Here is a 25720-nt window from a genome sequence, read left to right as displayed (position 1 = left end):
TGGGCTTCTAGACGCGTATGCCCGAGTGCCGGGCCATTGGGGGAAATATGACGGAAATTCTCGGGACATTCGGCGATGACACGCTGGTTGGCAACAATGATGGGGATATCCTCAAGGCGCAGGACGGCGACGACCTGATCATTGTTGAGGCCAATGGCATCGATGCTTTTGCAGGCGACGGCGATGACACCCTGCAGGTGGGCAACGTTGATGGTGTCTATGCGGTTGGCGGTGTCGGGGACGACCTGTTCCAGATCCAGTGGACGCTGCAGGCCTGGGAAGAGGCGCCGTCCGTCACGGTCTGGGACCACAGGTATGGCGACGAAGGTGGCACCGACATCGTTGACCTGTCCTTTATGGTCGACAGCCTGGACCAGCTGCGCTTCGATTGGAAGGATGGCGGCAATGTTATTATCCATATTGTCGATAGTGTTGATGCGGTTATCGGCACTGTAACCCTTCGGTGGCAATATAGCGATGATGGCGAGGCCCTGTTTGAAACGCTTCGCCTGGGTGAGGTTGACCTGGACCTGACGGTCGCCACAGACAAACTCGAACTGGCCAGTATTTACGGTTTCAACATGACGCAGGGGGACGACGTTGCCGTTATCACCAGCGAGCACGGCAAGCTGCAGACCCTTGGCGGCGATGACCATGTCACCACCCAGTGGGATTTTGGCGACCTCTATGGCGGTGAAGGCAATGACACGCTGGTGGCCGATGCACGCGACGTGGAACTTTGGGGTGAGGAAGGGAATGACCTTCTGCTTCATGTAAGCGGCACAACTGTCCGAATGTGGGGCGGCGACGGTGATGACACGCTTTCCGGTGGGTTACAAAGTTGGGGCGGTGACGGGAACGATTTGATTATAGGCCCCTATCGGCAAGAGGGCGAAGCGGGTAATGACACATTGGAATCGGCATATAACGGTTTCGGGGCTTACCTGCGTGGGGGCGATGACAACGATGTGATCCGGCTCCACGAAGTGGACGCGCGGACTTATTCCGGGGTGCCTATTGATGGTGGCTCAGGTAATGACACGATCGATGTCTGGCGTCCAGATGCCCGTGTAACCGGTGGCGATGGGGACGACGTTATCCGAATTCATTCCCGTGGTGATGAAGGTTCCGGGTATTATGGCAAGGCTGAAGGTGGTGCAGGTCAGGACTTGCTCAGGGGCGGTGTCGGCCCCGACAGTCTGGACGGCGGCACAGGCGCTGATACCCTTTCGGGCGGGGCTGGCGACGATACACTTCTGGGCGGCGGTGGCGATGACGCCTTATGGGCCGGTGCCGGTGACGAAGGCGACGACCAGATGAACGGCGGCAGCGGGGATGACACCATCGGCGGCGGCGCAGGGAATGACGTGATCGTGGGAAGCCTGGGCTCTGATATTGGCTTTGGCGGCAGCGGCGATGATACGCTTATCGGCGGCGCGTCCAAAAACAGCACGGAAACATCGGCGAACCAGCTTTGGTCCGGGTCTGGCAATGACCTGATTTATGGCGCTGGCGGCAACGATGCGCTGGGCGGCGGCGATGATGACGACATCATCCGCGGCGGTGGCGGCAATGACCGGATCTATGCTGGCAGGACTGGCGCTGACAGGCTTTTTGGCGAGGCCGGTAACGACATTATCTTTGGTGGGTCGGAAAACGATGTGGTCAGTGGCGGTGCTGGTGCGGACGAGCTTTATGGTGGTGCCGGTGACGATGATGTGGCTGGCGGTACAGGTAAGGATACGCTCTATGGCGGCGCGGGCAATGATACGCTCAGCGGTGGCCAGGGCGACGATACGATCAGGCCCGGCGGCGGCCTTGATCTTCTGGTATTTGGCGCTGGAGGTGGCGCTGATCAGGTGGATGGCTTCACCATGGGTGAGGACACGCTCGACCTGTCAGCGACCACAACCGATTTCACCGACCTGGCCAGCGTGGAGGCCGCGGCGACCGACACCGGAGGCGGTTTGCTGATTGACCTTGGTGGCGGCGACAGTGTGTTGCTGACCGGGCTTACCGTGGCCGACCTTGCAGGCGCGGATTTTATATTCTGAGACAGTAGCTACGCAGTGGCTAAGATTCGACTCATGGAGAGTTTATGAGTGTAATTCGGGGGACCGACGGCGACGACACGCTGGTTGGTGGTGCAGGCGACAGCCTCTATGGCCGTGACGGCGCGGATGTTTACGTGATTGATGTGGCGGGCACCACGATCGATGGTGACCCTGTTTCCGTTGCAGAAGATAGCTCTGATGGGGAAGTCTACAGCGGGGATGATACGATCGACCTCAGCGCCAATGCCGCCAGCATCAGCAACATTGTCTTTGGCTGGGAGGACGGGGGACTGGAGCTCCTGGTTTATGACGACAATGGCGTTTTTGTTGGAAAGGCCGAGATCGATGAAGCGACTGATGGCGCTTACACCGGGGAAGTAGAATATCTCCGGCTTGGTGATGGCGTCTATGCGTTGCCGGCTGGATTGTCGGCGGCTGAGATGAACGGCATGTTCAATCATGGCGCCACAAGTGGCAATGACACCATTCGGATTGGTGTCAATGTCGGTCAGTATATCAGCGCCCTGGCCGGTAATGACACGTTCATTATTCAAGGAGACGGCATCGGACTTTATGGTGGTGACGGTGACGACATCTATGAAATTGCCTGGGATGATGACCTGCTGACCGGTGAAGTGTTCGCGACAACAATTTGGGATGGCCGCCTGGGAGGCCATGACGGACAGGATGTGCTGGACCTTTCGGCCTTCGTTTCCAGCCTGGATCAGCTTGTTTTTGTCGATGACGAGGAAGAAGACCTGATCATCAGGGTACATGACGAGGAAGGCGTGCTTCTGGGCGTCGTGAATATCATCGACCAATATTACGATCATCCTGGCAAGGTTGAAACGCTTGTATTCAATGGCGGCGAACTTTCGCTGAGCGGCTATGGTGATGTGCGCGAGCTGAACAGTCGGGTGATGCACGGCACCAGCGACGCCGCGGACACGCTTTTCAGCCGTGCGGATGACGAAGCCATTTTCACCTACGGCGGTGATGATACTGTGACCATCACGCACGAAAACGTGGAAGTGAATACCGGTGATGGCGACGACAGGGTTAATGCATCCGGAATCCACGCCAACGTAAACGGTGGCGCAGGCGATGACCGTCTTTTGGGGGGTGATGGTGGCCAGGCCTTGCGAGGTGGCGATGGCAACGACTATATCAGGGGCGGTGCGGGTGTTGACGGCATGTCGGGTGGTGATGGAAATGACAGCCTGTGGGCTGGTGCGGATGACGATAGTGGCGACCAAATGGATGGTGGCGCAGGCGATGACATTATCGGCGGCGGTGCAGGGGATGATACACTGAGCGGTGGGGCAGGCAGCGATATTCTGTTCGGTGGCGAAGGCAATGACGCCATTTCAGCAGGGAGGCCGTCCCGCCACGACAATCCGGATGACGATGACCTGTCACCTAACCAGGCCTGGGGTGGAGCCGGCGATGATACACTTCTTGGCGGCGCCGATGCCGATACCATGGGTGGCGGCTTGGGTGATGACTGGCTGCAGGGAGGCGATGGGAATGACATACTCTTTGCTGGCAAGGAAGGCGCCGATGTCCTGTCAGGCGATGGTGGCGATGATCTTATCTTCGCGGGCTCCGGTGATGATCTCGTTAGAGGTGACCTTGGCAACGACGAACTCTATGGCGGTACCGGTAATGATTCTGTCAGGGGTGGCCAAAATAACGATACGCTCTATGGCGGCGCGGGCGATGATACGCTAATCGGTAACGAGGGAGATGACGTGTTGCGGCCAGGTGCCGGGTCCGACATTCTGCGGTTCAGTGCCGGCAGCGGGAATGACACCGTGGAAGGCTTCTCTGTTAGTGAAGATGCGTTGGCTTTATCCTGGACCGTAAGCGAATTTACTGATGCTGAGAGTGTATTGGCAGCGGCGACCGACACCGCAGACGGTGTGCTGATTGATCTGGGTGGCGGCGACAGTGTGCTGCTGACGGGGCTTACCGTGTCTGATCTGGTCGACGCGGATTTCATTTTCTAAAGCGTGCCTCCATGCTGTAGGTGCGGCGGGGCTGTTCATGTGGCCTTAATGTTGGCGACATAATGTTGCGCCGAATATGGTGGTTTGGGCCGGATGGTGACGTCTTTCAAATAATGACGACGCAGGCTTCGATGGGCATGAAAAAATGATGGAAGAGGGGAGTATTAAGTCCCCGATTCTGTAGAAAAAAATTGAAAATGGACCTTTCGTTAGGTTTGACGAAAGACTCGCGGGCTGGTAGCGTGCGGGTAATTATATGATTTGGTCAGTTTATGGGGCTACACGATGGCGACTTTTAACGGAACTGCTGGTGCTGACAGCTTGGTAGGTGGTGCGGATGATGATTCCATCATCGGCCTTGCAGACATTGATACGCTTGAAGGGGGTGCCGGTGACGATACCATCCTGGGTGGCGACGGCGACGACATTGTCTCAGGTGACGCTGGCGCAGACAAGATAAACGGCGAAGCCGGCGCAGACGACATCGACGGTGGCGCAGGTAATGACATCATCATCGGTGCAGCTGGCGATGATGTCATTGACGGCAATACAGACCATGACCAAATCTTTGGCTGCGACGATAACGACAGCATCCTGGGTGGCGCCGGTAACGATACCGTCTTCGGGGGTGCTGGCACAGATACCGTTCGCGGTAACAGCGGCGCCGACAAGATCGATGGTGGTGCTGGCGCTGACAAGCTCTATGGCTGTGACGACGCTGACATCATTGTGGGTGCGGCCGGTGGCGACATCATTCATGGTGACGCAGGGGCTGATAAGCTCTTTGGCTGCGACGATAACGACAGCATCCTTGGTGGTGACGCAGGCGACACGGTTGATGGTGGCGCAGGCGTCGATACGCTTCGTGGTAACGCTGGCACTGACAAGCTCTATGGCGACGACGGCAACGACTTCATCTACGGCTGCGACGATGCCGACCAGGCTTGGGGTGGCGACGGCGATGACCGCATCCGAGGGGACGCCGGAAACGACATCCTTTATGGTGAAGTAGGGGTTGATACGGTCGAAGGCGGCGACGGCATCGACAAGATTTACGGTGGTGCCGATAATGACAAATTGTATGGCGGCAATGACGATGACCAGATCTATGGTGAAGCTGGCGATGACCTGATCGAAGGCGGCAATGACGACGACCGTATCGATGGTGGCGCCGGTAATGACGACATCACTGGCGGCCTTGGCAATGACACCATGGTTGGTGGCGCTGGTAACGATATCGTGCGCATCTCCGGTTCAATTGATTCCGTGACCGACATTGTTAACACCACCAAAGGCGATTACCTGATCCGGGTTGAAGGCAATGACATCGTCACCGATGTCGAGACTGTCATTTTCGACAATGCCACCCTGACAGAAGACGCGAGCGATATTGGCACCACGGTAACTGCGTCAACCACGTCCGGTGTGGATGTTGAGCTGACCCTGGCAGGCGATGTGATCGCCTGGGATCCGAACGCTTCAGACCCGCTGGCGAAATCCTATAGCGATAACGACTGGAACATCACAGAAATCGACGGCACGGCGATTAACGCCAATGGTGATTTCGTCGATATCGCATCCGGTACGCTGACAGCCATTGATACAAACGGTGACGGCGTTCGTGAAACGCTGGTGTTCACCGGTAATATCGACGAGTCCAACTCTGCGGTTGATATCAATGATGCCGCTATTTCAGTGGTTATGACCAATGTCGATACCAATAACACCGTGACCCTCACGCTGGACCTGACGCTGCTGGCGGATGACGGTTTCGTAGCAGGCCCAGGCGGTGCTACGCTGCAAGGTGGTGATGCCGACGAGACCTTCCTGGGTAGCGACAATGCAGACAGCATCATCGGCGGCAATGGTGATGATACCGTCACAGCAAATGGCGGCAACGACACGATCGATGGTGGTCGCGGTGCCGACGAAATTGATGCGGGTGCGGGCAACGATATTGTGACGGGCGGCGAAGACGATGATGTCATCTTCGGTGGCGACGGCACCGATGACCTTAGCGGCGGCAACAATGAGGATGAAATTACCGGCGGCAATGGCGACGACGACCTGTTCGGTGATGCGGGTGATGATACGCTGTCTGGTGGCAACGATAATGACGTGCTTGACGGTGGCGACGGCGATGACCTTCTTTACGGCGGTCTCGGCGACGACGACATTGATGGCGGTGCCGATAACGATGTCGTAGTTATCGACGGCGACATTGACGATGAAGCCGACATTGACGACGCCATGGGTACCTTGTTGATCACAACGGCTGACGGTGCTGATCACGTAACCAATGTGGAAACCATCCGCTTCAATAATGTGACGCTGACGTCCACGACCGATAAGAACATCGGGCTCGACTTTGCCCTGTCCGCGGAATCGGGCGCAAGTTCGGCAGATACCGGCGTGGCGCAGTTCGTCCTGGAGTGGGATGCATCGCAGATTGGTGCGGGTGACCCTCTGACAGCGGCTTATGCCGACGGCGACTGGCGTATCACGCGGATCAACAGCACATCGGTGACTGACGGATCGAATTTGAATCTCAGCTACGGTACGCTTTCAGTAACAGATAGCGATAGCGGCGTTGCAGACACGCTGACCTTTACTGGCAGTACAGACCTGAACGATGCCAACGAGGCCAGTGATCAGACTCAAACAGTTACGGTGCGTCTGACCAATACAACCACGAACGAGAACATCACGGTCAACCTGGACCTGACGCTTGTTGCGGACGACACCTTCACTGGTAACGACAGCGCGAACACGCTGACGGGTGATGAAGATCCTGAAATTTTCGATGGCAAAGGCGGTAGCGACAAGATTTACGGCAATTGCGGCGACGACAGCATCCTTGGCGGCGACGGCGATGATCAGCTGTTCGGCGGCGACGATAATGACACGCTTGAGGGCCAGAACGGCAAAGACAAGCTATACGGCGGTAACGGCGACGACCTGCTGAAGGGCGATACAGTATTCGACACCAACGCTGACACGCTGGACGGCGGCGATGGCAACGATACGCTGCAAGGTGGCAAAGGCAACGACAAGCTCTTTGGCGGCGCTGGCAACGATAGCATCAATGGCGGTGGCGGTTCCGGCGACATTGTAACCTTCGATGGTTCAATCGATGATGCTGCAGACATCACCACCGGGGCTGGTGACTATGTGGTCAACGTGGACGGTGTTGACATTGTTACCGATGTTGAAACGCTGAAATTCGACAACGTCACGCTGAGCACCACTGCTTGTCAGGACCTGCTGACAGATCTGGATCTCTTTGCAGATCCGGGCGTGACGGTTGCAGATACTTTTGCCGATCACATCATGCGGTGGGATCCAAATAGTGCCAACCCGCTGACTGATTACACCGACAATGACTGGGATATCATCTCTGTTGATGGCACGACGGTTAATCCTGGGACGGTTGTTGAAACAGAATATGGCCGACTGACCTTCACTGATGCAGTGGGTGCTGACAGCGTCGTAGACACGGTTTCCTTCAGGGCTGACAGCTCGCTTACCAAAGAGGCATCAAACCTTGATGAAACTGTAACGCTTGTTCTGGCAAATGCTGCCAATGCCGATGATACCATCGAGCTGGAAGTCAATCTGCGCGTTATTGCGGACGTTAACTTCACAGCCGATAGCACTGGCGGCCTTCTTGAAGGTGGCTCGGGCAATGATGTCATGGTTGGCAGTAATGTGTTCGACAACATCAAGGGTCACGGCGGTGACGACGTCATTACCGCTAATTCCGGTGACGACTTTATTACCGGTGGCGATGGCGACGATGTTATCTCCGGCGGTAAGGGCAATGACTCTGTCTTCGCAGGTGGTGATGGCGATGACGCAGTGCGCGGCGACGCTGGCAACGATATTATTGGTGGTGGGTCAAACGACGACCTGTTGATCGGTGGCGGTGCAGACGCTCTTGTTGTCTTCGGTGCTGATGATACCACTGGTGACGGCCGCGATATCCTGTTTGGCGGTACCGGCGACGATACCCTTGTCGGCGGCACCTGGGTTGATGATGGCGATGGTGTTGTGGAAGTTGGCGAAGTGGGCAACAGCAGCAGCGACCTACGCAATGATCTCTGGGCCGGTGACGGCGAAGACTTTATCTACGGCGCGGGCGGTAATGATGCTCTCGGTGGCGGTGCTGGCTGTGACGATATCCAAGGTCTGGGCGGCAACGACACCATTTATGGCGGTAAAGGGGCCGTCGGTGACGCGGAAGATACGCTTGATGGCGGCGACGGAGACGATGTAATCTTCTCCGGCTCTGGCGCAGACAAGATTTTCGGTGGCAACGGCAGCGATGTTATGTTCGCCGGGGACGGCAATGACACCGTTCAGGGTGGCGCTTCTGCTGATACGCTCTATGGTGGCGCTGGGGACGATACGATTTCCGGTGGCGCAGGGGCGGACAGCATCCGTGGCGGCGCTGGTGACGACACCATTAATGCAGGCTCCGGCAATGACACCATCTTCGGTGGCGACGGGGCGGACCTCTTCATCTTTGATGCGGTGTCAAACAGCAGTGATGTCCTGAAGGACTTTGACCTGACCGAGGATGTGATCAACCTTGTGAATACTGTCACCGATTTTGTCGATCTGGCCGATGTCAAAAATGCGGCGACTGAAACGACGCAAGGCGGTATTGACGGGGTGCTGATCCTGCTTGGCGGGACCACAAATGTCTTTATTCAGAATGTGACCCTCGATGACCTGACGGTCGACCACTTTATTCTTAACCCAGATATCGCCTGATCTGGGAAGTTTGGAAATTCAAGCCCCTCGGCTCCGGCCGGGGGGCTTTTGTTTGTGTGGTTTTGGAATTGCAGTAACCCATGCTTTGCGCTTAGATGGCGCTGGGTGCAATCCGATGGTTGGAAGTGATGCCGCCGCCTATGGCTGGACAGGGTGACAATGAGCTTGAGACAGTAAAGCTGTTAGTGCGGGAAGCTGATCCGGCGCTTTCGGGGCAGGATGTCCTGTCAGTAAGCGAGCATCAGCGTTTGGCTGGCATGCATGAAGGTGCGCGCCCGGCATTTGTGACCGCCCGGCGTATGTTACGCACTGCCCTTGGTGACCATATGGGGCTTCTGCCCAAAGCTGTTCCCTTGAAGCAGGAAGGCGCTGGCCGTATTTCCATTGAGGGCTTTTCAGAGGACGAGCCACCTTATTTTTCGGTTTCGCACACGGGGGCCGCGGAAGAGGGCATTGCCGCTGTCATGGTGGCAGACAGCTGCCCGGTGGGGCTTGATATCCAGCAGCTCGATCCGGCCGTAGACTGGCGCCGGGTCGCGGAGCGCCGCTTCCCCGAAGAAGACTGGATGCTTTTGTCTGCCATGTCAGATGAAATCGGCCGGTTGATGTTCTTCACCCTTTGGTCCATCCGTGAGGCGTTCGTGAAAATGGAAGACGGCAAATTGATGCCTTATCTCAGGGGTGTGCAGATCGACCTCACGGCCCGCCCGCCAAAGCTGGCCACCCCGACGCCCAAGGGCCTGACGGATGCTTTCATCTATTTCGATTTCAATCCGGATCATAACCTGATGATCGCAGCAGTCGCCGAAAAACCTGTTCGGATTGACCTCGACCTTGATATCCAGCCCATCCACCGACGCCCGGACCCGCTGCGTAACCGCGTGGACTGAAGGCGTGACCTCGGTCCTATTTGGCGAAGCCGCACGCCTGTGGTATAAAGTGGGCGGGTGACCGGATAAATTTCAGAAGAAATCACAGGCGCATCGCTTGAAGGGCGTGCCGTGCCGGAACGGTATAAGACGTCAAAAGGACGCCGACTGTGTCTGAAAATATGGTGGAGAAGGCAAAATGGCTTTTTCCGTAAATACGAACGCGGGTGCCTTTCTCGCGCTCCAGAGTCTTAATCAAACAAACAGCCAACTGGAAACGACGCAGCGGCGCATCAACACTGGTCTCAAGGTGGAAAGCGCCAAGGACAATGCTGCGACCTATGCCATCGCGCAGAATTTGCGCGGTGATATAGCCGGGCTGAACGCAGTTAAGGGCTCCCTTGACCGGGCTATCTCAACGCTTGATGTGGCAATCGCAGCCGGTGAGGCGGTGTCTGACCTTCTGACAGAACTGAAGGAAAAGGCTGTTGCCGCGAAAGATACCGGCATCGATAGTGCCAGCCGTGATGCCTTGAATGACGAGTTCGTAGAGCTTCGGGACCAGATCACCAGCATTGTTGAGAATGCCGAATTCAATGGCGCAAACGCGGTGGATGGCAGCGGTACGGATATCATCGCCATCACCGATGACACCGGCACCAATACAATTTCGATCGCGTCGCAGGACTTGACCCTGGGGGGCGCGGTGGTGACCTTGTCTGATACGCAGGAAATATCAACGACTGCGCTGGCCTCCGCTGCCGTGGATACGATCTCCACGTCCGCTGCCAATGTAACAACGGCCCTGTCGACTTTGGGCGCGGGCTCTACGCGGCTTGAAATCCAGCGGGAGTTTGTCGGCAAACTGTCAGATACCATTGAAGTGGGTATTGGCAATCTTGTAGATGCCGATCTGGCGAAAGAATCGGCGAACCTGCAGGCCTTGCAGGTGAAGCAGCAACTTGGATTGCAGGCTTTGTCGATCGCCAATAATTCACCAAGTGCCGTCCTGACACTTTTCCAGTGACGGGCCGGGGTCTGGTCGTGATATAGTTGGGCTGGGCGTTTGAGATTGAGGTAGCTGGCATGGGGATGCTGGCATAGTTTAACCAGAAGGGTGCGTTACATGGTTTTCACCGTGGATCCAAATGCAGGCGCTTTTGCTGTTCTGCAGAACAAGAAACAAACAGGCAAGAGTCTGGCCGAGGCTCAGGCAAAAGCTGACCAGGCGGGCAAGACAGATGAGCGGCATGCGGATAGCGCTGTGACCCTGGAAGGTCAGCTGGAAGGTGACGCCAGCGGGCTGGAAGCAGTAAAAGCATCGCTTGGGCGGGCGGCGTCTGCGCTGGATGTGGCGTCTGCCGCAGCGCGCAAGGTATCCGACCTGCTGTCGCAACTGCAGGAAAAAGCAGAGCGCGGGCTTGACCCTGACCTGGATGAGGGATCGCGCGCGGTGCTCAATGAAGCTTTTGCAACTGAACGGGACCTGATCGGCGACGTGATCCGTGATGCCAGCTTTGACGGCATCAATGCGATTGCGCGGGGCGGGCAGTCCATTGCGGCTCTCACAAGCGCCAATGGTCGCCGGGCGGTTGAAGTGCCAGCGCAGGACCTTGCGCTGGGCGGCCCCAATGTCACGCTCAAGCCGAAACAGGGACTGGAAAGTGTCACTGCCGCAGCAGATACGCTGGAGGCCGTTGTGGCGTCGCGGGCGAATGTGGACAAGGTGCAGGCGGTATTTGAAGCCGGCAGCGAAAGCATTGATGCGCAGCAGTCGTTCATCGGTAAACTTTCGGCAACCATTGAAGCCGGCGTCGGCAACCTGGTTGAGACAAGCCTTGAAAGCGAGACCGCCAATCTGCAGGCGCTGCAGGTGAAGCAGGCACTGGGTGTTCAACCCCTGCCGATCGCCAACCAGCGGCCGCAGGCAATCCTGTCGCTTCTGAAATAACCGGCCTTTTCTGTCGCGGGGGCCACTGCAGCCTTGCGCTTTCGTGCCGCCCGCGCTAGCCATGGCACTATAGGACAACTATCGGGGGTAGCTATGGCTCGATCTATCTCACTCGGGCGAGATATAACGGTCGCGAATGACGCGCCATTCGTTCTGTTTGGCGGCATGAATGTTCTTGAAAGCAGCGAACTGGCTTTTGAGGTCGCAGAAGCCTTTGTGGATGTCACCAAAAGGCTTGATATCCCCTATGTATTCAAGGCATCGTTCGACAAGGCGAACCGCTCCAGCGTGCATTCTTTTCGCGGTCCGGGCCTTGATCAAGGCCTGCAGCTTCTGGCCGATATCAAATCCAAGTTTGACGTGCCGATTATCACCGATGTGCATGAACCTCATCAGGCTGCCCCAGCGGCTGAGGTGGCGGATGTGATCCAACTGCCGGCTTTTCTGGCCCGCCAGACAGACCTTGTCACCGCAATGGCGCAAACCAAAGCCGCGATCAACGTGAAGAAACCGCAGTTCCTGGCGCCTGAGGAAATGCGCCATATCATCAGGAAATTCAAGGAAAGTGGTAACGACAAAATCATGCTGTGCGAACGCGGCAGCTGCTTCGGCTACAATAACCTGATTGTCGACATGCTGGGTATGGACGTGATGAAAGAGTATGCGCCTGTTGTGTTTGATGCCACCCACGCGCTGCAGCGCCCCGGTGGCCGCAGCGACAGTGCAGGCGGCAGGCGCGCGCAGGCCGCGGCCCTTGCGCGGTCTGGCATGGCGCTTGGGATCGCGGGACTTTTCATTGAAGCGCATCCGAACCCGGATGAAGCGCTGTGCGATGGCCCCTGTGCGTTGCCGCTGGATAAGCTTGAGCCGTATCTGGCGCAGATGAAAGCCGTGGACGCGCTGGCGAAAAGCTTCCCCGCGCTGGTGACGGAGTAGACGGCTATGGATATCCGGCTGCTGGTTCTGGATGTGGATGGGGTGCTGACCGACGGCACCATCTATTATTCCGCTGAGGGCGAGGAGCTGAAAGCCTTCAATGTGCAGGACGGCCTGGGCATCAAGCTTCTGATGCAGTCCGGTTTCGAGGTCGCTGTGATCTCTGGCCGGGGCAGTGCGCCGCTTGAAAGGCGGCTGGATGATCTGGGCATCTTTCACCGCCGCTTCAAATGCAAGGACAAAGTGGCCGCGCTTGAGGATATCTGCGACGAAGTGGGCTGCATGTTCGACCAGGTGGCCTTCATGGGCGACGACCTGATTGACCTCAAGGTGATGCGCGCAGTGCGCTTTGCCGTTGCCCCGCCAAACGCGGTGCCGGATGTGCTGAAGGCCGCGCATCATGTGACAGAACGCCCAGGTGGGCATGGTGCGGTGCGGGAGGTGTGCGACTATCTGGCAGCCCTCAAGGGCATCCGCTTCGCTGACTATTATGTCACGCCCGAGGAGGACTAGGGCATGACCTTCAGGATCGTTATCCCTGCGCGCTACGCGTCTTCCCGTCTGCCGGGCAAGCCGCTTGCAGACATTGGCGGCAAGCCGATGATCCAGCATGTATGGGAGCGCTGCAAGGAAACGGGTGCAGCGGATGTGGTTGTGGCCACAGACGACGCTCGAGTGTTTGACACCGCACAGGAATTCGGGGCCCAGGCGGTTATGACGGCTGCGGACCATGCCTCCGGCACGGACAGGATAGCAGAGGTGGTGGATATCCTGGGCTGCGCGGACGATGAGATCATCGTCAATGTGCAGGGGGATGAACCCATGATGCCGCCGGCGCTGGTGCGCACGGTGGCGGACCTTCTGGCCGAAAGCGCAGATGCGGCGCTCGCGACAGCCAGCCACCCTATCGCCAGCATGGATGACCTTCTGAACCCCAATGTGGTTAAGGTGGTGACCGACAAGACAGGCAGCGCCTGCTATTTCTCCCGCAGCGCCATCCCGCACGAGCGCGGCGCCGAGCGGCCTGACCTGCAGCGCTTCGCCTACCAGCGCCATATCGGCATTTATGCTTACCGGGCGGGGACGCTTCGGCAGCTGACATTGCTGCCGCCTGCGCCGCTTGAAGAGTTGGAGGCGCTGGAACAGCTGCGCGCGCTTTACCACGGCATGAAGATCATGGTGGCGGAAGTGGCGGATGCACCACCCGCTGGCGTGGATACCGAAAAGGACCTGGCCGCCGTGCGCGCCATGATGGGGCTTTCGCAATGACCGAAACAAGCACAGAGAAGACCCAAGCCCCCCGCGCGCTGACAACCTCTGGCGGCATCGCAGGCGATCCGCTTTTGTCCGCGCTTCTGGGGCGCGAGGTCCGCAAGGGCTTGTCTGGCGCCCGTGATGGCGATGTGGTTGTGGGCTGGGGCCAGAAGGAAAATACGGAAAAGGCACGGGCCTATGCCAAGCGCCGTAACCTGGAATATTGGCGCCTGGAGGACGGCTTCCTAGGGTATTTGAGCCACCCATCCATGGACGGGCGCCGCCTGTCGCTCGTGGTGGACAAAAGCGGTATCTATTATGACGCCCATACCCCAAGCGACCTTGAAGGGTTGCTGAACCGGGATGACTGGATCACGGATGAGCTTCTGGCCCGCTCGCGCGATGCCATGGCGCGCATCCGGCGCTGGCGGCTGTCGAAATATAACCACGCGCCCTTCGATATCTCGCCTGAGCTCAGGGAAAAGTTGAACGCCTTCAAGGGACCGAAGGTTCTGGTGGTGGACCAGACGTTCGCCGATCAGTCGATCAAATACGGCATGGCGGATGACAGCATGTTCATGGAAATGCTGAAAACTGCGCTGGAGGAAAATCCCACGTCGCTTGTGCTGGTGAAGGTGCACCCAGACGTGCTGGCAGGCAGCAAGCGCGGGCATTTCGACCTGGAGCGCACACACGAGCGGGTGATGTTCATTGCCGACGATGTGGCGCCTCAGGCACTGATGGAACGGGTCGACCATGTCTATGTGGTGACCAGCCAGATGGGCCTTGAAGGCTTGATTGCAGGCAAGAAGGTATCCTGCTTTGGTCTGCCGTTTTACGCGGGCTGGGGCCTGACGCATGACCGGCAGCTTTGCGAAGCCCGCATCGCCAACCGAAGCCTGGAAGAGCTGTTCGCGGCCGCTTTCATCGTCTACAGCCGCTATGTCGACCCCTTCACGGGTGAAGCATGTGAGCTGGAACGCGTTCTGGATATCCTGACCGCGGAACGCCAGATGGTGCGGCCACGCGGCAAGCGGGCGCTGGCGGTGGGCTTCAGCTTGTGGAAGCGGGGCTTCATCCCCGAGTTCGTGGGGGTGGGTGAAAAGAATACTGTCTTCATCAAACCCCAGATGCTGGACGGCTATGAATACAGGGACGGCGATATTGTCATTTTGTGGGGGCGAAAGCACGACAAGGAAGCCGAAGCTGTGCCGGATCATATCCCGGTCTGGCGCATGGAGGATGGTTTTCTGCGGTCTGTGGGGCTGGGGAGCGATCTTCGCAGGCCGTCCTCTCTGGTGCTGGACCGGACGGGCATCTATTATGATGGCCGCGGCCCAAGCGACCTGGAGACCTTCCTGAAGAAGCATGATTTTGACCGCCACGACCTGGCGCGTGGCAAGGCCCTGCGTGAAGCGGTTCTGGGCGCGCGTGTTTCCAAATATAATGTGGGGTCGGCGGGCAAGCTGGACTTCAGGGCCAAGGCGGGTGGCAAGCCGGTGATCCTGGTGCCGGGGCAGGTGGAAGCCGATGCCTCGATCCAGCTGGGGTCACCCGAGGTCAAGACCAACGCCGCCCTTCTGGAGGCCGCGCATCAATCCAATCCGGAAGCCTATATCATCTATAAGCCGCACCCTGATGTGGTGTCGGGCAACCGGGAAGGGGCGGTGCCTCAGGATGTGCTCGAGCGCTGCGCAAGCGAAGTGGTGATAGACGCAGATATCATCGATTGCCTTGAGGCTGTCGATCAAGTGCATACCATGACGAGCCTGACGGGTTTTGAGGCCATTCTGCGGGGCATTAAGGTGACAACCTACGGCATGCCGTTTTATGCCGGCTGGGGCCTGACGACCGACCAATTGGGCGCTCGCCTGAGCGAGCGTCGCGGGCGCGACCTACCGCTGGACGCGCTTGTTTATGGCCTTTTGTGTGTCTATGCGCGCTATGTTCAGTGGCCGGGCGGCAAAAGCTATGGCCCGGAAGCGCTGGTGGCGGACATTGCCGTTATGGAACGCGGCGGCAGCGTGATCTCCGGCGGGCCTGTTGCCTCGGTTGCCAAGCTGGCGCGCAAAGCCATGTATATCGCGGAGGCGCTGCGCCGGTAACGGCATGTGACCCTGCCTGTGGATGGTTCCGAATGTAGCGGCGGTTGGTCCAATTATAGGCTGGAGCGGGCAGCTAAACTGCGTTAATCGGATCAGCGATTAAAATGTATTTTGTTGGGGGATAAAATGACCAGGCAAGCCTATGTAGACCAGGAAGGGAAAAACCTTCTTTTCTGGTCTCCGAAATCCGGATGTACCAGCCTTGTTCAATGGTTTGTCTATGGGTATCTGGGCGTTCGCCAGGAAGAGGTGCGCAAGGATTATTCCGACGCCCGCGCCTGGTTGCGTGGCGAGGGCTATTTCAGCCATTTTCGCGACGCCCGGAAGCTGGTCAACAAGAATGGCTATTCGGCTATTGCGCTTGTGCGCCATCCCGCTACACGGGTCCTGAGCGCCTTTCTAAACAAATTTGTTGTCTACCAGCGCAAGCCGATTGACGCCTGGGAAAAGCATGAAGCAGCAATTCGCCGCAGCCTTATCAACTGGGGCTTTGCCGAGCCCGGCGGTGAAGGGTTCGCGGGGATTTCCTTTCGCCAGTTCCTGGACCAGATTGAAGCGCGCGTAAACAATGTGACGCAGGGTGAACCGCAGCTTGACGGCCACTGGAACACGCAGGTGCCGATTGCTTATGGCCGTAGCGGCTTCAAGTACAAGAAGCTGCTTTACCTTGAAGATGCGGACTATGCGTTTGACTGGCTGAATGAACACTTCGGTATCAACTACAGAAAGCCGGCGATCAATCGCACCAAATATGATGATACCGCCGTAACCATTGATGCAGCCGACATGCCGTCTTTTGAGCTGGCGGCCCATCCGGAATATCTGAACAAGGAAAACTTCCTTCATAAGGATATTCTCGAGCAGATCGCCCGCATCTATCGGATCGATTATGACAAGTTCGGTTACGACCCTTTCGATATCACCATGGTGCCGGATGTTCACGCGGGCATGAAGCCTGAAGGCCAGCGCGCGCCCGAGGCCTCGAAAGAAGAGATTGAAAATGCACCGCCTTTCGAAATTCACGACAATGGCGCCAAAAAGACCATCGTGGCCTTCGGTGGTTTGGGGCTCCAGTTGGGCATGCCGGTGTTCGAGTTTCGCAAGGCCTTGTCCAGCCTTGACTGCAATCTGGTGTTTTTCCGGGATGTTCACCGGTCCTGGTATCATGCCGATATCAAGGAATTTGGCGCGACCTTCGAGGAAAAAGGCAACCGGATCAAATCCCTGATCGGCCACCTGGCAGACACGGAGCTTTACACGCTTGGCAGTTCAGCCGGGGGCTTTGCGGCCCTCATGTTCAGCGCCTTCATCAAACCCAAGGCGACCCTTTTGTTCGGGCCGCAGGTGTTTATCGATGCAGACACCCGAAACCTTCTGACCGATCGCCGCTGGCACCGGCTGATTTCACAGATTGAAAGCGACAGCCACCTTTCGGTAACAGAGGTTGCGGACCAGATCAGGCATCCTGTCCATATCATTGTGGGCAATCAGGATGACCTTGATATGCGACATGCGCTGTATGCGAAAACCCTGGTGGACGACACGCGGATCATGGTGTTAACAGGCGCTGGCCACAATCCGGCGGGGGAGCTCAGGAATGCGGGCGTCCTGCAAAAGGTTCTGGAGGACTTTCTGGCGGAAAGGGACATTGAAGAGCAACCTGATCTCAGTGTTTCGGGCAGGCGAGCATCCTTGATGAAGCTCTAAGGTTGGGTTTAGCTGTCGGGTAAGTGTGGCTGATGGCGATGGTGGGTAATTGGAAAAATATTCCAAAATAGCCCCCCTAGGGTTGGAAAAAAGAAAAAATCATTTTCTTTACTGCTTGTGCTTGCGCTACACCCGCACCATCTTTAAAAGCCTTGAGGTTTAAGGGCTCAAAGCAAGCTGTTGGCGGATTTTTGATGACAAAAACACTTACCCATTTGAAACGACTGGAAGCCGAAAGCATCCACATCATGCGCGAGGTTGCGGCGGAAGCTGAAAACCCGGTGATGCTTTATTCTGTCGGCAAGGACAGCGCGGTGATGCTGCACCTGGCGATGAAGGCATTCTATCCTTCCAAACCGCCGTTCCCAGTCATGCATGTGGATACTACCTGGAAGTTCCGCGAGATGATCGAATTTCGGGATAATCTGACCAAGGAGCTGGGCCTCGACCTGATTGTTCATATCAATGAGGAAGGTGTCAATGAGGGCATCGGCCCATTCACCCACGGTAGCCAGGTTCATACCGATGTGATGAAAACCCAGGCGCTCAAGGCGGCGCTGGATAAATACGGTTTTGACGCAGCCTTCGGTGGCGCGCGCCGGGACGAGGAAAAGTCCCGTGCGAAAGAACGCGTATTTTCCTTCCGCTCCGCCCAGCACCGCTGGGACCCGAAGAACCAGCGCCCGGAACTGTGGAACCTTTATAACGCCCGCAAGAACAAGGGTGAAAGCATCCGCGTGTTCCCGCTTTCGAACTGGACCGAGCTGGATATCTGGCAATATATCCACCTGGAAAATATTCCAATCCCCGGCCTGTATCTGTCGAAGAAGCGCCCTGTTGTGGAACGCGACGGCCAGCTGTTCATGGTGGATGACGACCGCTTCCCGCTAAAGGAAGGCGAAGAGCCGATGATGAAGTCCGTGCGTTTCCGTACGCTGGGCTGCTACCCGCTGACCGGTGCTGTGGAATCTGAGGCTGACACGCTTGAAGAAGTGATCCAGGAAATGCTGCTGACCACCAGTTCCGAGCGCCAGGGCCGGGTGATCGACCATGACGCCGCGGCATCCATGGAGAAGAAAAAGCAAGAGGGGTATTTCTAATGTCGCACCAGTCTGACCTCATTGCTGAAGATATCTCGGCCTACCTGAAGGCCCAGGAAGAAAAATCCATGCTGCGCTTTATCACGTGCGGCAGCGTGGATGACGGTAAATCCACCCTCATCGGTCGCCTGCTTTATGACAGCAAGCTGATCTTTGAAGACCAGCTGAGCGCCCTTGAGGCCGACAGCAAGAAGATGGGCACCCAAGGCCAGGAGATTGACTTTGCGCTTCTGGTGGATGGCCTCGCGGCCGAGCGCGAGCAGGGCATCACCATCGATGTGGCTTACCGCTTCTTCTCAACCGACAAGCGCAAGTTCATCGTGGCCGACACGCCGGGGCACGAGCAATATACCCGCAATATGGCCACGGGCGCCTCTACAGCCGACGTCGCCATCCTGCTGATCGATGCGCGCCGCGGTGTGCTCACCCAGACCCGCCGCCATAGCTTCATCTGCTCGCTTCTGGGTATCAAGCGCATTGTGCTGGCCGTCAACAAGATGGACCTTGTGGACTATAGCCAGAAGGTGCTGAACGATATTGAAGTCGAGTACCGCGAGTTCGCGAAGGACTTCGGTTTCGCAGAGATCGTATCCATCCCGCTTTCCGCGCTGAAGGGCGACAATATCCTGACGAAATCAGAAAACACGCCTTGGTATGACGGCCCAACCCTGATGAATTACCTGGAAACTGTTCCAGTGGGTGATGCGCGCCAGGCGGCGGACTTCCGCCTGCCGGTTCAGTGGGTTAACCGCCCGAACCTGGACTTCCGCGGCTTTTCCGGCACTATCGCAAGCGGCACCATCCGCCCGGGCGACCCGATCAAGGTGCTGCCAAGTGCGGTTGAAAGCACGGTGAAATCCATCGTCACCTATGATGGTGAACTGGATGAGGCGGTTGCGGGCGAAGCCATTACGCTGACGCTGAATGACGAGATTGATATCTCCCGCGGGGACGTGATCGCGGGCAAGGATCATCCGTGTGAGGTGGCCGACCAGTTCGAAGCCAAAATCATCTGGATGGCCGAAGAACAGATGCTGCCGGGCCGCCCATACCTGTTCAAGACTGCGAACAAAACCATTCCCGGCCTGGTGACAGACCTGAAGCACAAGGTGAATGTGAACACGCTTGAGCACACTGCCGCGAAGAAGCTTGAGCTGAACGAGATCGGTATCTGTAACATCGCGCTCGACAGCCGTATCGCGTTTGACCCTTATGGCATCAACCGCGACACCGGCGCCTTCATCATCATCGACCGCATCACCAACTCGACCGTTGGTGTGGGCATGATCGACTTCGCGCTTCGCCGTGCGTCGAACATCCACTGGCAGGCATTGGACGTGGACAAGATTGCCCGCGCGGACATGAAACACCAGCGCCCGGCGGTGCTGTGGTTCACTGGGCTTTCCGGTTCCGGCAAATCCACCATCGCCAACATCGTTGAAAAACGCCTGTTCGCACGCGGCCGCCACACCTACACGCTGGACGGCGACAACGTGCGCCATGGCCTTAACCAGGACCTGGGCTTCACCGACGCCGACCGGGTGGAAAACATCCGCCGCGTGGGCGAGGTTGCCAAACTGATGGTGGACGCGGGCCTTGTGGTGATGACCAGCTTTATCTCCCCGTTCCGGGCAGAGCGCCGCATGGTGCATGACCTGATGGACGAGGGCGAGTTTATCGAAGTCTATGTGGACACGCCGATTGAGGTGTGCGCAGAGCGTGACCCCAAGGGCCTGTATAAAAAGGCCAAAGCGGGCGAGATCAAGAACTTCACGGGCTATGACAGCCCCTATGAAGCGCCTGAACGTGCCGACATCCATGTGAACACGGAAAAGATGAGCGCCGAAGACTGCGCCGATGTGATCATCGCCTATCTTGAGGAAAACGGCTATCTGAACGCCAATGGGGGCGGCCAACGGTAATTGTTGGTAAATGTCACCCTGAACTTGATTCAGGGTCCATGGGGCCATCTGAATGGGTGGTGGAGCAATTTAATGGATGCTGTTTGCGAAGCTGGCGGTACGCCAACCAAGTTCAGCATGACGATCAAAGCTTGAAATCAACACCGAAAAAGGCTGGGATGTTCCCGGCCTTTTTTGTTGGGGGAGCAAAGTAATGTGGGCGTCTATTTTTTATTCACTCAAGCATGTTCTGGACTTCAATGGACGGGCTGGTCGTGCGGAGTATCTCATTTTTTGCGGTTTTCTGTTGGTGTGTGACCGCCTGATTGGCTGGCGAGACGAGCTGGCGTGGCAGGCCGCGATGGGTAAAGTCTATCCAGTGCCGGCGGTGACCTATTGGGAACCAATTTTTCAGAAGGCGGCCATTGCGTTGATGCTGGCGCTTCAGGTGCGGCGTTTGCACGACTTTGATCTGTCCGGTTGGTGGGTCTTAGCTTTTTCTTTGCCGTGGGTGCTGAAGATCTTTCCTCTCGTGGGTGAGCATATAGATACAACCTTTTGGCTTTGGGGAATTGTTTTGGCATTTGTCCTGCCATCGGCCTTTCTTCGCGGGATGAAGGCTGAAAACCGTCATGGTCGGTCCCCTTTGGCAACTTCGCCAGATAGGGCGGACCCTTAACCTTGCTTTCACCCTTTTCGCGCCATAGTGTACCGGGCACAGCCATTGGGGAGGATGTATGGCGAGTTTGAAGTCACATTTGTTTGTACTGATCCTGAAGCTTCTGGACCGGAAAGGCGGGCTGAAGGACGGCCCCACGATCCGCGAGACCATCAAGAAGCGGCGCGCCAGCGTTGACTATCGCCCCGGTGAGAAAATCCACAAGCGGTTGGATATCGAGGAAATGGATATCGGCGGCTTCCCCACCTATGTGGTCAGCCCAAAAGGCAAAACGCCCGATCATCATGTTTTCTACCTGCACGGCGGCGCATATGTGTTCGAAATCATCCCGCCGCACTGGTCTTTCATCGCAGACTTTGCCCATAAGGCGAATGCCACCGTCATGGTGCCCATCTATCCGCTCGCGCCCGAGCATGATGTGCTTGCCGCCCTTGACCATACGGAAGCCGCCTGGAAGGCGTTCGAAGCCCGTGTGGGCGACAAGTCCATCCATTTGATGGGTGACAGCGCCGGTGGCGGGCTTGGCCTTGCGCTGACGCAGAAGCTGATGGCAATTGGCGCGCGCCTGCCGGAAAACCTGTTTATGATATCGCCCTGGCTTGATGTGGCGCTGGACCGGCCGGAAATAGAGCTCATTGACCCCGCAGACCCGTGGCTTTCCATTGGTGGCCTGCAGGAAGCGGGGCGCATGTATGCGAACGGCCTGCCGATCGATGACCCGCGGGTCAGCCCCATTCATGGCCCGGTGGATGGCCTGCCGCCCTGCCATATCTTCATTGGAACGCGTGATATCCTGATGCCAGACTGCAAGCGCTTCGCTGACCGGCTGGCGGAGGCTGGGCAAATGATGAGTTATCATCAGGAGCCGGGCATGTTCCACTGCTGGCCACTTGTGAATATGCCGGAAGCCCACCGTGCGCGGGCGTCGATCATTCGCCTGATGAAGGGCCGTCCTTAAAGCCCGCGGCCTTGAGCATATCGTCGCCCAGGTTTTCCACCCGCTTGCCGTCTGCGCTTTCAAGCGGGCCTTCGCTTGACCACAGCAAATAATCCACGGCTTTGCCTTCAATGCCGTGCTGGCTGAACAGTTCGTGGAAAGCAGGCAGGTGATCGCCATAGAAGCTGATTGCCCGCGGGCGGTCGAGCGTCTCTTTGGCCTGTGGCCCCAGCCGGTCAAACAGCTCCAGCAGATGGTCCATATGCTGACGGTATAGCGCGAAGGATCGGTCCTTCGTTGGGTCTTCCGCCTGTGCCTTTTCTTCATCAATCCAGCTTGCAAGCCGCCCTGGCTGCCAGGGGCCGTGGCTTTCAATGGAGATCACGAACAGGAACAGGGGCTGGTCGCTTGCGGCTTTATGGTCGGCAATCGTCTGTTCGATCACGTCCCCAAGCGCCTTGTCTGAGACATAAAGGCCGAAACGCTCGGCGTCCTCGAATGCCTCAAGCCCGATGAAGTCATCAAACCCCAGCTTTGGGATCACCGTATTGCGGCGGAAGAATTCCTTTTTGGCCGGATGGATGCAGATGGTGCGGTAGCCCGCCGCTTTGAGGCGCGTGGCCAGTGTTTCAACGCCGGTGTGTGCTGCGCGCTGATAAGGGTTGATGCAATCAATGCCCAGGTCTTCGTTACGCGTCCCTGAAAGGAAGGCGAACTCGCTCTGCATCGTGGATGCGCCCCAGGCTGGGACTTCGAGCGTGCCAGCGGCCGCACCCTTGTCGCGCAGGGCTGCGAGCGGTTCCCAAATGTGGTTGTGGTGCCCATCAAGGTTTCGGTAAAGCCGGTCGATATCGAAATAGCTTTCCGCCTGGATGGCGATCAGGTCCGGTTTCACGGTTGGCGGCTCAAGGGCCGGACGCCTGACCTTCAGTGCCGGGTTTTCTGCCTTGTCCATCAACAGCACCGCATAAAGCGGCATCAGGGGAAAGAGGCCGAAACGGGCCGTGTCTGTGTTGGTGTCGAACATCATGCCCATCTTGCGCGCGCGGTCCTGCGTGAAGATCGCTGCGGCGGCATGGGCCAGGAACCAAAGGAACAGCACCCACACAATAAGACCAAGCGCCCAGGCGGCAGGCACTGGTAAAATCTGTTGCTGGCTGGCGAAGGAAGTCTCAAGCACAAGGCCTGCGACCAGGGCCGTCAGGAAAGTGACAACCACGACCATCAATCGCCCGGCGCCGACATAGGCAACATAGAATTCCGGATAGATGAACAGGTGGCGGGCGGTCTCAAGGTCTGGTGCATTAAGGGGTTCCCCAAGCACCTTGTTTTTCACATTGGATACAATGGTGAAGCCGCCATAAACAAGAAACCAGCCGCCAAGGGCGATATAGGGATGGCCCAGAAGTACAGCCCAGCTGATGTAAACCAGCGCGGAAACTATGGGTGTCAGTATGTAGAAAAGCCCATGGCGCTTCGCCTCAGGCCGCGTGAATCCGATGGTGACCATCGCTTCCAGAAGGAAGGGCAGCAGCAAAATAATTGCAGGTATCAGGAACATAGCCAAGGGCGCCGGTCATCCGTTGTTCGAGTTGGCCTGACAGGCCGCTTCGGCGACCGCTCTGGTTTCAGGCTGCGGGCAGGCGGGGCAGGGCGCCACTGATGACGCGGGCGGCCTCCTGGCTTGCGCGTTCAATGCCAGCCTCCGAGAACAGATCCCCCCTGACTTGCGTATATGTCTCTACAACGGTGAGGAATTCCTCTGCAAGCCTTTGTTGCGGCGCTTCGGGATTTTGCCAGAAGGCATCGAGCGGTTGTTGGTCTGTCAGCCCGGGGATGTCATAGACCGCCGTGCCAAGCGCCTTCAGGGGGCGACCCAGCCGAAGCGTGGCAAAGCCCACCGTGCTGTTCACCAGCACCACGCCTTCAGCGCGCTTGATGATATGGTCCAGGTCACCGCCTGATGCGAAAGACACCCGGTCCGTGATGCCAAGCTCAGCGGCTTTTCCTTCGATGATGCCGCGATAATCGATCATGCCGTTATCCAGCGGATGGTTCTTGAAAAAGAGCTCAGTGCCCGCTGGCGCGTGTTTGGCGAAAGACTGCATCACTTCATCAATGAAGGCGGGCATGCCGCTGAAATCAGAATGGATGCGGATCTGGTAATCGCTGTTCAGCTGCAGGGGTACCAGGAAATAGGGTGCCTCCGCCCTTTCAATGCGGGCAATGGTGGCTTTGTTTTTGCCGCCATGCATAAGCGTTCTGAAGCCACGCTTAATCCAGCCCCCGGCTTCCTGCCAGATGGATGCCGGGCGATGGCCGCGATAATGGGGGAATTTCCATCGGTACATGATGTTGGCGCCGTGGGCCAGCAGGTCCATCCGCGCCCGGCGGCCCATGTTGGTCTTGATCGGGGTGTAGGGGGCAAGGTCGGGTGCGGCCTGGCACAGCGCCCCGATGGCCTCCTTTACGCGAAGCATGCGGGAATAACCGTTGGTGCCGTCAATTTCCATGGTCACAAAGCCGGGGCGAATATATCCCTCATCCATGGCAAAAAGTTTGACGCCATTATCTGATGCAATCTTGCGTGCCGTCTCGTGAATGGGCCTGCAATCACCAAAAAGGATGATCGTATCGATCTCATTTTCCTTGACCAGTCGGTCGTAATAATCGGCCAGGCGATCAACCGTGTCACGATATGCGTGGTGCGTGACGCGGGGGGTGGGCTTGCCCCTGAATGTCCAGTCACCGCCACAGAAATGCACCCGGTGAACAGTCGCACCCTCTTGCGCCAGTTTCGCAGCGAGTGTGGCGAAGAACGGCGTGGCAAGGCCTTGAAGAAAAAGGATATTTCGGCCGGAAAGCGGCCTCTCTGTTGCCGCGACTGAATGCTTTGTATCAAAGGCCGATGAGCCATTTTCCATGGTGATTTCGCCTGCTTGTGCGTTCAGCCACTGCGCTTGTTTTTCGGCTAATCCGGCATTCCCTTCCAATCCTTTCGAAGGGAAACAGAATTTTGAAGTAGCAAATGCCCCCCGCGCATTCAAATGCTTTTTAGGTGAAATAATTCGCTTTTGAGGTGCGGGTATTCTCGTTTGGCGGCGTCTATTAACCAAGGGTTCATCTTCAAGCCTTTATCCGATGCCAGTGTTTTTGCGTTCTGATGGCCCAGAAAATGAGCTAATAATTTGTTTACAAATTTGACGAACGGAAAAAGGCAGACTAATCATGAAGATACTTTGACGAAGGATAATCCGGTTGTTGACGTAAATTCATGTATGATGCTGAAAACTTGGGCTCGCAGGCCTTTGGATTTTTAGCGGACAGAAGTGCGGCATGCACTGAAACGGGGGCATGCTTCAAATGTTACGGGTTTATTGAGAAGCGCTGGCGCTTGTGCTAGCTTGCCGCGATTTTATGACTGCGAACTTGTTTGCACCAA

17 protein-coding genes are annotated in these 25720 nt (G+C 57.2%); 15 read left to right on the top strand and 2 right to left on the bottom strand.

Annotated elements, in window-relative coordinates; genetic code table 11:
• Positions 1 to 47: 47 nt before the first annotated feature.
• The 15 genes from KORM41_RS14930 to KORM41_RS14860 all read left to right on the top strand — a co-directional run bounded on the left by KORM41_RS14930 (position 48) and on the right by KORM41_RS14860 (position 22299).
• Complete coding sequence (locus KORM41_RS14930) at positions 48 to 2054, top strand: calcium-binding protein (protein WP_068149838.1); 2007 nt, start codon at positions 48 to 50, stop codon at positions 2052 to 2054.
• 44 nt (positions 2055 to 2098) lie between these two features.
• Positions 2099 to 4063 carry a calcium-binding protein gene (locus KORM41_RS14925; protein ID WP_068149836.1) on the top strand — a complete coding sequence of 655 codons (1965 nt, stop codon included), beginning with the start codon at positions 2099 to 2101 and terminating at the stop codon, positions 4061 to 4063.
• Positions 4064 to 4348: 285 nt separating this feature from the next.
• Positions 4349 to 8839 (top strand): beta strand repeat-containing protein, encoded by a 4491-nt coding sequence (locus KORM41_RS14920; protein ID WP_068149834.1) that lies wholly within the window; start codon positions 4349 to 4351, stop codon positions 8837 to 8839.
• Positions 8840 to 8979: 140 nt separating this feature from the next.
• Positions 8980 to 9729 (top strand): 4'-phosphopantetheinyl transferase family protein, encoded by a 750-nt coding sequence (locus KORM41_RS14915; RefSeq protein WP_197421183.1) that lies wholly within the window; start codon positions 8980 to 8982, stop codon positions 9727 to 9729.
• 178 nt (positions 9730 to 9907) lie between these two features.
• Entirely contained in the window at positions 9908 to 10735 is an 828-nt protein-coding gene (locus KORM41_RS14910) for a flagellin (RefSeq protein ID WP_068149828.1), read from the top strand.
• A gap of 99 nt (positions 10736 to 10834) precedes the next feature.
• Positions 10835 to 11659: a flagellin gene (locus tag KORM41_RS14905; protein WP_068149825.1), complete on the top strand. Its 825-nt coding sequence runs from the start codon at positions 10835 to 10837 to the stop codon at positions 11657 to 11659.
• Positions 11660 to 11752: 93 nt separating this feature from the next.
• Positions 11753 to 12595: a 3-deoxy-8-phosphooctulonate synthase gene (kdsA, locus tag KORM41_RS14900; RefSeq protein WP_068149822.1), complete on the top strand. Its 843-nt coding sequence runs from the start codon at positions 11753 to 11755 to the stop codon at positions 12593 to 12595.
• 6 nt (positions 12596 to 12601) lie between these two features.
• Positions 12602 to 13108: a KdsC family phosphatase gene (locus KORM41_RS14895; protein ID WP_068149819.1), complete on the top strand. Its 507-nt coding sequence runs from the start codon at positions 12602 to 12604 to the stop codon at positions 13106 to 13108.
• Between the two features lie 3 nt (positions 13109 to 13111).
• On the top strand, positions 13112 to 13864 hold the full coding sequence (kdsB, locus tag KORM41_RS14890; protein WP_068149816.1) for a 3-deoxy-manno-octulosonate cytidylyltransferase: 753 nt from the start codon (positions 13112 to 13114) through the stop codon (positions 13862 to 13864).
• A complete protein-coding gene (locus KORM41_RS14885; RefSeq protein WP_068149813.1) occupies positions 13861 to 15954 on the top strand; it encodes a capsular polysaccharide biosynthesis protein in 2094 nt (697 codons plus the stop codon). The genes kdsB and KORM41_RS14885 overlap by 4 nt, the downstream gene beginning before the upstream one ends.
• A gap of 126 nt (positions 15955 to 16080) precedes the next feature.
• Positions 16081 to 17661, top strand: a complete 1581-nt coding sequence (locus tag KORM41_RS14880) for a sulfotransferase family 2 domain-containing protein (protein ID WP_068149810.1) — start codon at positions 16081 to 16083, stop codon at positions 17659 to 17661.
• A gap of 194 nt (positions 17662 to 17855) precedes the next feature.
• Positions 17856 to 18761, top strand: a complete 906-nt coding sequence (cysD, locus tag KORM41_RS14875; protein ID WP_068149807.1) for a sulfate adenylyltransferase subunit CysD — start codon at positions 17856 to 17858, stop codon at positions 18759 to 18761.
• Positions 18761 to 20683, top strand: a complete 1923-nt coding sequence (gene cysN, locus KORM41_RS14870) for a sulfate adenylyltransferase subunit CysN (protein ID WP_068149802.1) — start codon at positions 18761 to 18763, stop codon at positions 20681 to 20683. Before cysD ends, cysN begins: the two co-directional genes overlap by 1 nt.
• Before the next feature lie 193 nt (positions 20684 to 20876).
• A complete protein-coding gene (locus tag KORM41_RS14865; RefSeq protein ID WP_068149799.1) occupies positions 20877 to 21341 on the top strand; it encodes a DUF805 domain-containing protein in 465 nt (154 codons plus the stop codon).
• A gap of 58 nt (positions 21342 to 21399) precedes the next feature.
• Positions 21400 to 22299, top strand: a complete 900-nt coding sequence (locus tag KORM41_RS14860; RefSeq protein WP_068149796.1) for an alpha/beta hydrolase — start codon at positions 21400 to 21402, stop codon at positions 22297 to 22299.
• Here the strand turns inward: KORM41_RS14860 and KORM41_RS14855 are convergent.
• Both KORM41_RS14855 and KORM41_RS14850 read right to left on the bottom strand, forming a co-directional pair.
• Positions 22271 to 23839 carry an LTA synthase family protein gene (locus KORM41_RS14855; RefSeq protein ID WP_068149793.1) on the bottom strand — a complete coding sequence of 523 codons (1569 nt, stop codon included), beginning with the start codon at positions 23837 to 23839 and terminating at the stop codon, positions 22271 to 22273. The genes KORM41_RS14860 and KORM41_RS14855 overlap by 29 nt on opposite strands.
• Positions 23840 to 23906: 67 nt before the next feature.
• Positions 23907 to 25202: a capsule biosynthesis protein gene (locus KORM41_RS14850; protein WP_068149790.1), complete on the bottom strand. Its 1296-nt coding sequence runs from the start codon at positions 25200 to 25202 to the stop codon at positions 23907 to 23909.
• Between the last annotated feature and the right edge of the window lie 518 nt (positions 25203 to 25720).

Source organism: Kordiimonas lipolytica (assembly GCF_001550065.1).
The sequence above is the reverse complement of the archived record's forward strand: the minus strand, read 5'-3'. Positions and strand labels throughout refer to the sequence as shown.

Coding starts and splice junctions, on each gene's coding strand:
- KORM41_RS14930 (WP_068149838.1), top strand. CDS start 48: ATGACGGAAATTCTCGGGACATTCGGCGATGACACGCTGGTTGGCAAC.
- KORM41_RS14925 (WP_068149836.1), top strand. CDS start 2,099: ATGAGTGTAATTCGGGGGACCGACGGCGACGACACGCTGGTTGGTGGT.
- KORM41_RS14920 (WP_068149834.1), top strand. CDS start 4,349: ATGGCGACTTTTAACGGAACTGCTGGTGCTGACAGCTTGGTAGGTGGT.
- KORM41_RS14915 (WP_197421183.1), top strand. CDS start 8,980: ATGGCTGGACAGGGTGACAATGAGCTTGAGACAGTAAAGCTGTTAGTG.
- KORM41_RS14910 (WP_068149828.1), top strand. CDS start 9,908: ATGGCTTTTTCCGTAAATACGAACGCGGGTGCCTTTCTCGCGCTCCAG.
- KORM41_RS14905 (WP_068149825.1), top strand. CDS start 10,835: ATGGTTTTCACCGTGGATCCAAATGCAGGCGCTTTTGCTGTTCTGCAG.
- kdsA (WP_068149822.1), top strand. CDS start 11,753: ATGGCTCGATCTATCTCACTCGGGCGAGATATAACGGTCGCGAATGAC.
- KORM41_RS14895 (WP_068149819.1), top strand. CDS start 12,602: ATGGATATCCGGCTGCTGGTTCTGGATGTGGATGGGGTGCTGACCGAC.
- kdsB (WP_068149816.1), top strand. CDS start 13,112: ATGACCTTCAGGATCGTTATCCCTGCGCGCTACGCGTCTTCCCGTCTG.
- KORM41_RS14885 (WP_068149813.1), top strand. CDS start 13,861: ATGACCGAAACAAGCACAGAGAAGACCCAAGCCCCCCGCGCGCTGACA.
- KORM41_RS14880 (WP_068149810.1), top strand. CDS start 16,081: ATGACCAGGCAAGCCTATGTAGACCAGGAAGGGAAAAACCTTCTTTTC.
- cysD (WP_068149807.1), top strand. CDS start 17,856: ATGACAAAAACACTTACCCATTTGAAACGACTGGAAGCCGAAAGCATC.
- cysN (WP_068149802.1), top strand. CDS start 18,761: ATGTCGCACCAGTCTGACCTCATTGCTGAAGATATCTCGGCCTACCTG.
- KORM41_RS14865 (WP_068149799.1), top strand. CDS start 20,877: ATGTGGGCGTCTATTTTTTATTCACTCAAGCATGTTCTGGACTTCAAT.
- KORM41_RS14860 (WP_068149796.1), top strand. CDS start 21,400: ATGGCGAGTTTGAAGTCACATTTGTTTGTACTGATCCTGAAGCTTCTG.
- KORM41_RS14855 (WP_068149793.1), bottom strand. CDS start 23,839: ATGTTCCTGATACCTGCAATTATTTTGCTGCTGCCCTTCCTTCTGGAA.
- KORM41_RS14850 (WP_068149790.1), bottom strand. CDS start 25,202: ATGGAAAATGGCTCATCGGCCTTTGATACAAAGCATTCAGTCGCGGCA.